An 8,495-nucleotide genomic window follows, 5' to 3' on the forward strand; every position below is an offset into this window, starting at 1 on the left:
GCTGTTGAGTTCTCAAGGAACGGACACTTCCTTCGGACCGCCTTCCAGCGGACCCTCCGGGCGTTTCGCTCTTTCGTGTTTCCAGCTTATCAGATTCGCCATCCGGCGCTTTCCGACTCGCTTTCCGCCTTTCGGCGCCCCCGAACTCTAACAGAGTTTTTCGCGCACATTTCCCGGCCGATTTCTCGAATGGGTATGCGACGGTCGACTCGTCGGAGGGAAGGGGGCCGTTACCGGTTCGCAACCAGTTTCGGCGACTCGTCCAACGTTAGGGCACCGAGCAGCGAGCGTCAAACACGCGGGGCCGGATCTGGCTGGATCCGGCCCCTGTGGGGTGTCGTGGCAGCTCAACCGCAGGGCGGTTCCGGCCACTTGACGTCAGGTCTGCAACCTCACTTCGCGGTGACCTCGACCGCGGCGAGGTTGCGCTTGCCGCGCCGCAGGACGAGCCAGCGGCCGTGCAGCAGGTCCGACTCGGCCGGCACGGCCTCCTCGTCGGTGACCTTGACGTTGTTCAGGTAGGCGCCGCCCTCCTTGATGGTGCGGCGGGCACCTGAGCGGCTCGGGGCGAGCCCGGTCTCGACCAGCAGGTCGACCACCGACTGCAGCTCCGCGACCGCGGCCTTCGGGACCTCGGCCAGGGCGGCGGCCAGGGTGGCCGGCTCCAGGTCGGCGAGGTCGCCCTGGCCGAAAAGCGCCTTGGAGGCCGCCACCGCGCGCTCGTACTGCTCGGCGCCGTGCACCATCGTGGTGAGCTCCTCCGCCAGCGCCCGCTGGGCGAGGCGGGCTGCGGGGCGCTCGGCGGTGTCCCGCTCCAGCTGCTCGATCTCCTCACGCGAGCGGAAGGAGAAGATCCGCAGGAAGTTGGAGACGTCCCGGTCGTCCGCGTTCAGCCAGAACTGGTAGAAGGCGTACGGGGTGGTCAGCTCGGGGTCGAGCCAGACCGTGCCGGACTCGGTCTTGCCGAACTTGGTGCCGTCGGCCTTGACGATCAGCGGGGTCGCGAGCAGGTGCACGGACTTGCCCTCGGCCTTGCGGATCAGGTCGCTGCCGGCGGTGAGGTTGCCCCACTGGTCGCTGCCGCCGGTCTGCAGGGTGCAGTTGTAGCGGCGGTTCAGCTCCAGGTAGTCCATGCCCTGGAGGATCTGGTAGCTGAACTCGGTGTAGCTGATGCCGGCGTCGGAGTTCAGCCGGCGGGCGACCGCCTCCTTGGCGATCATGTTGTTGACCCGGAAGTACTTGCCGACGTCGCGCAGCAGGCTGATCGCCGACATGCCGGACGTCCAGTCCAGGTTGTTGACCATGCGGGCCGCGTACTCGCCCTCGAAGTCGAGGAACTTCGAGATCTGGGCACGCAGGCGGTCCACCCAGCCGGCCACCGTCTCGGGATCGTTCAGGACGCGCTCGGCGGTCGGCTTGGGGTCGCCGATCAGACCGGTGGCGCCGCCGACCAGGCCGAGCGGCAGGTTTCCGGCCAGCTGCAGGCGCTTCATGGTGAGGATCTGCACCAGGTTGCCGAGGTGCAGGCTGGGCGCCGTCGGGTCGAAGCCGCAATAGAACGTGACCGGGCCGTCCGCGAACGCCTTGCGCAGTGCGTCCTCGTCGGTGGAAAGGGCGATCAGCCCACGCCACCGCAGCTCGTCGACGATGTCCGTCACGGTCACGCTTCTCCTTCGGTCGCGTCCGGCGGTGTCCGCGGCCCGCCGTGGGCCCCGCGCCTGGACGACTCCAGCGTTCTAGAGAGTACGCGCATCGGGCCAGCGGGTTTCTGCACGGCCGCGGGGCGGACGGAAAACCCGTTGTTGCGGCGCCCGCCGCCGTTCACAGTGGACCCACCGCCGAGAGCGGCAGTGACGGGGACGGCCGTGCCACTCGGCGCGGCCGCGCAGGGGAGGTGGCCGGAACAATGCGCAACACGCTGGTACTCAATGCGAGCTACGAGCCGCTGACGACGGTGTCGCTGAAGCGCGCCGTGGTGCTCGTCCTGCAGGACAAGGCAGTCGTCGAGCACGCCCATCCGCTGCGGATGGTGCGCGGTACCGGTGTGTCCGTCCCGGTCCCCCGGGTGATCCGGCTCAACCGCTACGTACGGGTGCCCTTCCGACAACGCGCGCCGTGGTCGCGGCGCGGTGTCCTCGTCCGCGACCAGCACCTGTGCGCCTACTGCGGGCGCCGGGCGACCACCGTCGACCACCTGGTGCCCAAGTCGCGCGGCGGCGCCGACAGCTGGCTGAACACCGTGGCCGCGTGCCCCGAGGACAACCAGCGCAAGGCCGACCGGACACCGGAGCAGGCCGGGATGAAGCTGCTGCGCCGACCGTTCGAGCCGACGCCGGAGGCGACGCTGATGCTCGCCCTCGGCCTGCGCGACGCCGAGATGCGCGAGCTCGCCGCCTGGCTGCCCGCGTCCGCCTGAGCGGCGGCGCGCCCGGCCGTCGGCACGGGCACCGGGAAGTGAACAGCCGAGGGCCGGCCCGATCGGGGGACGGGCCGGCCCTCGGCGTGTGTTCCCGGCGTCAGCCCTTCGCCTGGAAGGCCGTCGCCGTGCCGAAGTTGGCCGAGTGCTCGGGCAGCACCACGACCTTGCCCGCGCCCGACAGCACCCGGCCGGAGCCGAGCAACGAACCCGTCCCCAGAGGGAAGGCACCGCCCTCCGTCTCCGCGCCGCCCGCGACGGCGAAGCGGCTGATGTGCGCCGGCTTGTCGAGGCGCTCGTCGACGGCGAGCAGCAGCCCGCCGCCGTCCAGGCCGACCGCGCGGGACTTGCGCTTCTCCGCGATCGCGGTCGTCCAGGTCGGCTTGCCGGTGGCGAGGTCGTAGGCGGTGACCGCGGTGGCGATGCCGCCGTCGGCCGGGCCGACGGTGGTGACCAGGGTGTTCTCGTGGAAGAAGACCGTCGGGGCGACGTCGAAGGTGCCGCGGGCGGTGTCCAGCCGGCCGGCGTCGCCCGTGACGGGGAACTCGGCGGCCGGGTCGCCCTTGGGGCCCCAGGCGAAGATCCGGTCGTCGGTGGGCTTCTCACCGGTGGTGGCGAAGACGGCGGGCTCGGCGGAGAGCACCGTCACCGTCTTCGGCTTGTTGTTGAGCCCGCGCCACCAGGTGACCTTGCCGTCGGCGGCGTTGAGCGCGACGGCCTGGTCGACCGGGGTGCTGTCGGCGCAGCTGCTGTGCAGCACCACGGTCGCGCCGGTCGCGCCGCCGGAGAGGCTGCAGAACTTGCCCTGGCCGGTGTACTGCCAGAGATCCTTGCCGTCGGCGGAGGCCCAGGCGAAGACCTTGTCCTCACCGACCGCGATCACCTTGTCGGCGAGGACGGAGACCTTGGCGTCGTAGCCGTCCTTGGTGTCGGAGAGGTTCTTCGTCCAGACCGTCTTGCCGGTCTTGGTGTCGACGGCCGCGAGCACGGTGCAGGGGCTCTTCGGGTCGCTGCCGGTGCGGAACAGCACGCCGCCGATGCCGGCGGTGTTGACCGTCGGCGAGAGGCCGCAGGGGGCTGCGCCCTGGGAGGGGGCGGCGACCGTCCAGGACGGCTTGCCGTCCGCGAGGGCGTACGCCTGCACGCCCGACCCGTCGGCGCGGACGACCGCGTCGGCGGTGATCCAGGCCCCGCCGAGGCTGTCGTCGATGGGGGCGGTCTGGGCCGGCTCGGCCGTCCAGGCCTTGGCGTGGGCGACGGTGTAGGCGCGTGCGGCGGCCGTGTCCTCCCCGCCTGCGGAGCTGTCGCCGTCGTCGCCGCCGGTCGCCAGGATGCCGGCGGTGACCAGGACGGCGAGGGCGGCGGCTCCGGCGCCGGCCCGGATCAGCAGGGTGCGGCGGCCGGGCCCGTGGTCGGCCGAGACGACCGCCGTGGCGGCGGCCTTGGCGCGGTCGGCGAGCGAGGGCTTCCCCGCGGGGGCCCGGCCGGTGCCGTCCTCGGCATCGTCCCAGTCGGAGGTGACGGTGTACGGGCTGAGCGTGGCGGTCGCGGCCGGCCCGTCCGCGGCCTGCGGGAAGGCGGCCCGGTACGGGTCGGTCTCCGGGAGGCCGGTCTCCGTGAAGCCCGCCTCGGGGAAGCCGGTTTCGGGGAAGCCGACGGGCAGGCCGGTCTCCTGCTGGTACGGCGTGTGGGCGCCGTACCCGGCGTCGGTGCCCGCGGGGGCGTAGTGCGGCTGCTCGGGAATGCCCGCCGCGTACGGGTCCGCGGTCGTCGCGGTGCCGTACGCCGCGTAGGGGTCGGCGTACTGGCCGGCCCCGGCGTACGGGTCGGCCTGCGGCTGCTGCTGCTCGTAGCCGGTGGCGTAGTAGCCCTGCGGGTAGGCCTGGGTGTTCTGGGTGCCGTCCCAGGCGGCCTGCTGCAGCGGCTGCTGCTGCCAGGCCTGCTGGTCGGCCCCCGCCTGGTACGCCTGCTGCTGGCCGGCCGCCCCCCAGGGGTCGGCGGGCTGCTCCGGCTGGGGCTGGTACCAGGTCTGCTGCTGGTGGTCGTGGCCGACGTCGGGCTGCTGCCCGGTGCCGTGCTGCGGGTACCCCTGGTCGTACGTCCGGGGAGGGTCCTGAGCCATGAAATCCGTCCGTCCCGACTGCTGCTGCAAGCGCCCAGCATCTCATGACGGCCCGAGCACCCCACCGGAACGGGGTGCGCAGCGGGCTGACCGGGGCTCAGGAGGTGGTGCGCAGCACTTCGTCGATGCGGCCGGCGAGGGTGGTGTCGAGGCCGGTGAGGCCGCCGGCGCTGTGGGTGGAGAGGGCGAAGCGCAGGGTGCGCCAGCGGATGTCGATGTCGGGGTGGTGGTCGAGTTCCTCGGCGGCGACGGCGACGGTGTCCACGACCCGGATCGCGGTCATGAAGCTGGCGGTCTCGGCGGTGCGGACGATCGCCTCGCCCTCCCGGTGCCACTCGGGCAGGGCGGCCAGGGCGGCGGTGATCTCGTCCTCGGTCAGCCGGGTTCGGCTCACGGGTGCTCCCGGGGGTCGGTGGCGGCCCCGCGGCGGGCGGGCGCCGCCGCGGGTGGTGCGTCTACCAGGAGCATAGGAAGGCGGCGGCCCGTGGGGCGGGCGACACTACGCGGGGCCGGGGCGTTCCCCCGGCGGGCCGACGGGACGTCAGGTGAGCAGGAGGCGGGTGACGGCGGCCAGGCCGACGACCACGATGACGGAGCGCAGCACCGGCGGCGGGAGTCGGCGGCCCACCCGGGCGCCGATCTGTCCGCCGACGACGGAGCCAGCGGCGATCAGCAGGACGGCCGTCCAGTCGATCTCGGCGACGAAGAGGAAGAAGACCGCGGCGACGCCGTTGACGATCAGCGCGAGGACGTTCTTGGTGGCGTTGATCCGCTGCATGTCGTCCTGCAGCAGCATGCCCATCAGGGCGAGCAGCAGGACGCCCTGGGCCGCGCCGAAGTAGCCGCCGTAGACGCCGGCCAGCAGGACGCCGGCGAACAGCAGGAGGCCGCCCTCGGCGGTTCCGCCGCCGGTACCGCGGCGGGCCGCCATCGCCCGGGCGACGCGGGGCTGGATCACCACGAGGACCAGGGCGCAGAGGATCAGCGCGGGAACGATGGCGTCGAAGGCCTTGCTGGGGAGCTTGGTCAGCAGGTAGGCGCCGGTGAGGCCGCCGATCAGCGAGGCGGTGCCGAGGCGGAGCAGGCGGCGGCGCTGGCCGGCGAGCTCGCGGCGGTAGCCGATGACGCCACTGATCGATCCGGGCACCAGGCCGAGGGTGTTGGAGACGTTGGCGGTGACGGGCGGTAGGCCGAGGGCGAGCAGCACGGGGAAGGTGATCAGCGTGCCGGAGCCGACCACCGTGTTGATGGTGCCCGCTCCCACGCCGGCCAGCAGGACTGCCAGCGCTTCCCAGTACGTCACTCGCGATTCCCTCCTTCGGTCCTGTCATGAGGATCATGCCGGAGGAGGGGCCGGGCCTGCCAGGGGTGATCCACGATCCGGACCGGCACGTGTCGGGCCCCGCGGGTCGCGGTGTCCCGCGGGGCCCTTTCCCGTGGTGGGCTACGCCGTGCCGGGCCGGACCCGGGCGGTCTGCTGGGCCAGCCAGTCGGCGAAGGGGAGGGTCCCGCGGGCGTCCGGGCCGGCGGTGGTGAGTCCGCCGGCGCGCAGGGCCCGGCCGATCGCGCCGGGCAGCGGCACGGGCAGCTGGAGGGCGCGGCGGCCGGTGACGGAGCGCCACGTGCGGGCGAGGTCCCGGGTGTCGACGGTCTCGGGGCCGGCGACCTCGATCCGGCCCATCCGAGGCGGCTGCCCGGCGGTATCGGCGACCGCGCGGGCGGCGTCGGCGCAGGCGATGGTCTGCAGCCGGGCCCTGGGCACGGGCAGCAGGCGGAAGCGGCCGAGCGCCGTGAAGGCCTCGCCGAGCAGTTCGTGGAACTGGGTGATGCGGACGACCGTCCACGGCACCGGGCCCTCGGTCACCGCGCGTTCCTGGGCGGTCTTGACCTTGTAGTAGCCGAGCGGCACCCGGTCGCAGCCGACGATGGACACGCAGACGTGGTGGCCCACGCCGGCGGCGCGTTCGGCGGCGAGCAGGTTCCTCGTGCCGTCGACCAGGGTGCGTTCGGCGTCCTTGGTGGACGAGCGGCTGTTGCTGGCGTCCACGACGGCCTCGCAGCCGGCCAGGGCGGCGGTGAGGCCGGCCCCGGTGGTGAGGTCCACGGGGTGGTCCGGCGAGCGGCGGCTGAGCACCCGCACCTCGTGGCCGCGTGAGCGCAGTTCTTCGGTGACGCGGTGTCCCAGCGTCCCGGTTCCTCCGACGACGGCGATTCTCATGCCAGGAGAACGACGCAGCCCGCCGGAATGTGACGGACGGCTCCGGCCTGCGCCGGTCCCTTCGGGAGGCGCAGGCCGGAGCCGGTGCTGCAGGTGCTACGGCCGGGTCACTCGGGGTCGATCCGGGGGTACTCGCGGGTGGTCTCGGTGCGCGGGCGGCCGACGCTCTTGGTCTCGGTGTCGACCCGCGGGGCGGGCGCGGCGCCGTTGCCGGTCAGGCCGGTGAAGGCGCCGCCGAGGCCCTTGAGGGCGTCGCCGACCTCGCTGGGGATGATCCACAGCTTGTTGGAGTCGCCCTTGGCGAGCTCGGGCAGGGTCTGCAGGTACTGGTAGGCGAGCAGCTTCTGGTCGGCGTCGCCCTCGTGGATGGCCTCGAAGACGGTGCGGATCGCGGCGGCCTCACCGTCGGCGCGGAGCACCGCGGCCTGCGCCTCACCCTCGGCCTGGAGGACGGCTGCCTGCTTCTCGCCCTCGGCGCGCAGGATCTGGGCCTGCCGGGCACCCTCGGCGGTGAGGATCGCGGCGCGCTTGTCGCGGTCGGCGCGCATCTGCTTCTCCATCGAGTCCTGGATGGAGGTCGGCGGCTCGATCGCCTTCAGCTCGACGCGGTTGACGCGGATGCCCCAGCGGCCGGTGGCCTCGTCGAGGACGCCGCGCAGGCCGGCGTTGATGACCTCGCGGGAGGTCAGCGTGGACTCGAGGTCCATCGAGCCGATGATGTTGCGCAGGGTGGTGACGGTGAGCTGCTCGATGGCCTGGATGTAGCTGGCGACCTCGTAGGTCGCGGCCCGCGGGTCGGTCACCTGGTAGTAGATGACCGTGTCGATGTTGACGACCAGGTTGTCCGAGGTGATGACCGGCTGCGGCGGGAACGGCACGACCTGTTCGCGCAGGTCGATGCGGTTGCGGATGGTGTCGATGAACGGCACCACGATGTTGAGGCCCGCGCTCAGCGTGCGGGTGTAGCGGCCGAAGCGCTCCACGATCGCCGCGCTGGCCTGCGGGATCACCTGGATCGTCTTGATCAGTGCGATGAAGGCCAGCACGACCAGGACGACCAGCACGATGAGGACGGGTTCCACGTTTCTCCCCTAGACGACCAGGGCGGTCGCGCCCTGGATTTCGACGACGTCGACCTGCTGCCCCGGCTCGTAGACACTGCCGGGGTGGAGCGCGCGGGCCGACCAGATCTCGCCGTTGAGCTTGATCCGGCCGCCCTCCCCGTCGACCTTCTCCTGAACGACTGCCGTGGCGCCCTCGAGCGCCTCGATGCCCGTCTTGATCGCCGGGCCCTTCTGCAGCTGGCGGTACGCGATGGGCCTGACGAACACCAGCAGCGCCACCGAGACCACGACGAACACCAGGAACTGCGGCACCACCCCGGCCCCGAGGGCCGCGGTGAGCGACGCGGCGCCGGCCCCGATCGCGAACATGGCGAACTCGGGCATCGCCGTGATCACCAACGGTATACCCAGGCCAACGGCGGCCAATAGCCACCAGATCCAGCTGTCCACGAAGCCATCCTAGGGAGGGGAACGCTTGTGACGCGTAGCTTCCCGCAGGTGAACAGGCGGAAACCGGCCGTGCGTGCGGACGGCCCGTGGTTCAGCGGAGTTCAGTGGTTCAGGCCGGGAACGGCGGACGGGCCGCGCACCCGCCCGAGCGGGTGCGGGGCCCGGGCGGGCCCCGGGAAGCCAGCGGGGGGGAGGGTGGGGGTGGGGAAGGGTTTTTTAAAAAGA

General features: G+C 72.3%; 8 protein-coding genes. 1 reads left to right on the forward strand and 7 read right to left on the reverse strand.

Annotated features, from left to right (window positions below; all coding sequences use genetic code 11):
* Nucleotides 1-392 precede the first annotated feature (392 nt).
* Nucleotides 393-1,658 (reverse strand): tyrosine--tRNA ligase, encoded by a 1,266-nt coding sequence (tyrS, locus tag AB0M03_RS38745; protein ID WP_363501246.1) that lies wholly within the window; start codon nt 1,656-1,658, stop codon nt 393-395.
* 248 nt (nt 1,659-1,906) lie between these two features.
* Here tyrS and AB0M03_RS38750 point away from each other — a divergent pair, with 248 nt between their 5' ends.
* Entirely contained in the window at nt 1,907-2,416 is a 510-nt protein-coding gene (locus AB0M03_RS38750) for an HNH endonuclease (RefSeq protein ID WP_363501228.1), read from the forward strand.
* A gap of 100 nt (nt 2,417-2,516) precedes the next feature.
* Here the strand turns inward: AB0M03_RS38750 and AB0M03_RS38755 are convergent, their stop codons facing one another.
* The 6 genes from AB0M03_RS38755 to AB0M03_RS38780 all read right to left on the reverse strand — a co-directional run bounded on the left by AB0M03_RS38755 (nt 2,517) and on the right by AB0M03_RS38780 (nt 8,258).
* The gene (locus AB0M03_RS38755; RefSeq protein ID WP_363501231.1) at nt 2,517-4,538 is read right to left on the reverse strand and encodes a PQQ-binding-like beta-propeller repeat protein; all 2,022 of its coding nucleotides are present in this window, start codon (nt 4,536-4,538) and stop codon (nt 2,517-2,519) included.
* Nucleotides 4,539-4,635: 97 nt separating this feature from the next.
* Complete coding sequence (locus AB0M03_RS38760; RefSeq protein WP_363501234.1) at nt 4,636-4,932, reverse strand: 4a-hydroxytetrahydrobiopterin dehydratase; 297 nt, start codon at nt 4,930-4,932, stop codon at nt 4,636-4,638.
* A gap of 147 nt (nt 4,933-5,079) precedes the next feature.
* Nucleotides 5,080-5,841 (reverse strand): sulfite exporter TauE/SafE family protein, encoded by a 762-nt coding sequence (locus AB0M03_RS38765; protein ID WP_363501237.1) that lies wholly within the window; start codon nt 5,839-5,841, stop codon nt 5,080-5,082.
* A gap of 141 nt (nt 5,842-5,982) precedes the next feature.
* Nucleotides 5,983-6,756, reverse strand: a complete 774-nt coding sequence (locus AB0M03_RS38770; RefSeq protein ID WP_363501240.1) for an NAD(P)H-binding protein — start codon at nt 6,754-6,756, stop codon at nt 5,983-5,985.
* A 107-nt stretch (nt 6,757-6,863) separates the two neighbouring features.
* The gene (locus AB0M03_RS38775; RefSeq protein ID WP_363501243.1) at nt 6,864-7,838 is read right to left on the reverse strand and encodes an SPFH domain-containing protein; all 975 of its coding nucleotides are present in this window, start codon (nt 7,836-7,838) and stop codon (nt 6,864-6,866) included.
* A 9-nt stretch (nt 7,839-7,847) separates the two neighbouring features.
* Nucleotides 7,848-8,258 (reverse strand): NfeD family protein, encoded by a 411-nt coding sequence (locus AB0M03_RS38780; protein WP_363501249.1) that lies wholly within the window; start codon nt 8,256-8,258, stop codon nt 7,848-7,850.
* Nucleotides 8,259-8,495 lie beyond the last annotated feature (237 nt).

Source organism: Kitasatospora sp. NPDC051914 (assembly GCF_040680995.1).
GTDB lineage: Bacteria > Actinomycetota > Actinomycetes > Streptomycetales > Streptomycetaceae > Kitasatospora.

Bases quoted from the DNA above. Each gene is read 5' to 3' on its own strand.
- AB0M03_RS38770 (WP_363501240.1), bottom strand. From the start codon at position 6,756: ATGAGAATCGCCGTCGTCGGAGGAACCGGGACGCTGGGACACCGCGTC.
- AB0M03_RS38755 (WP_363501231.1), bottom strand. From the start codon at position 4,538: ATGGCTCAGGACCCTCCCCGGACGTACGACCAGGGGTACCCGCAGCAC.
- AB0M03_RS38750 (WP_363501228.1), top strand. From the start codon at position 1,907: ATGCGCAACACGCTGGTACTCAATGCGAGCTACGAGCCGCTGACGACG.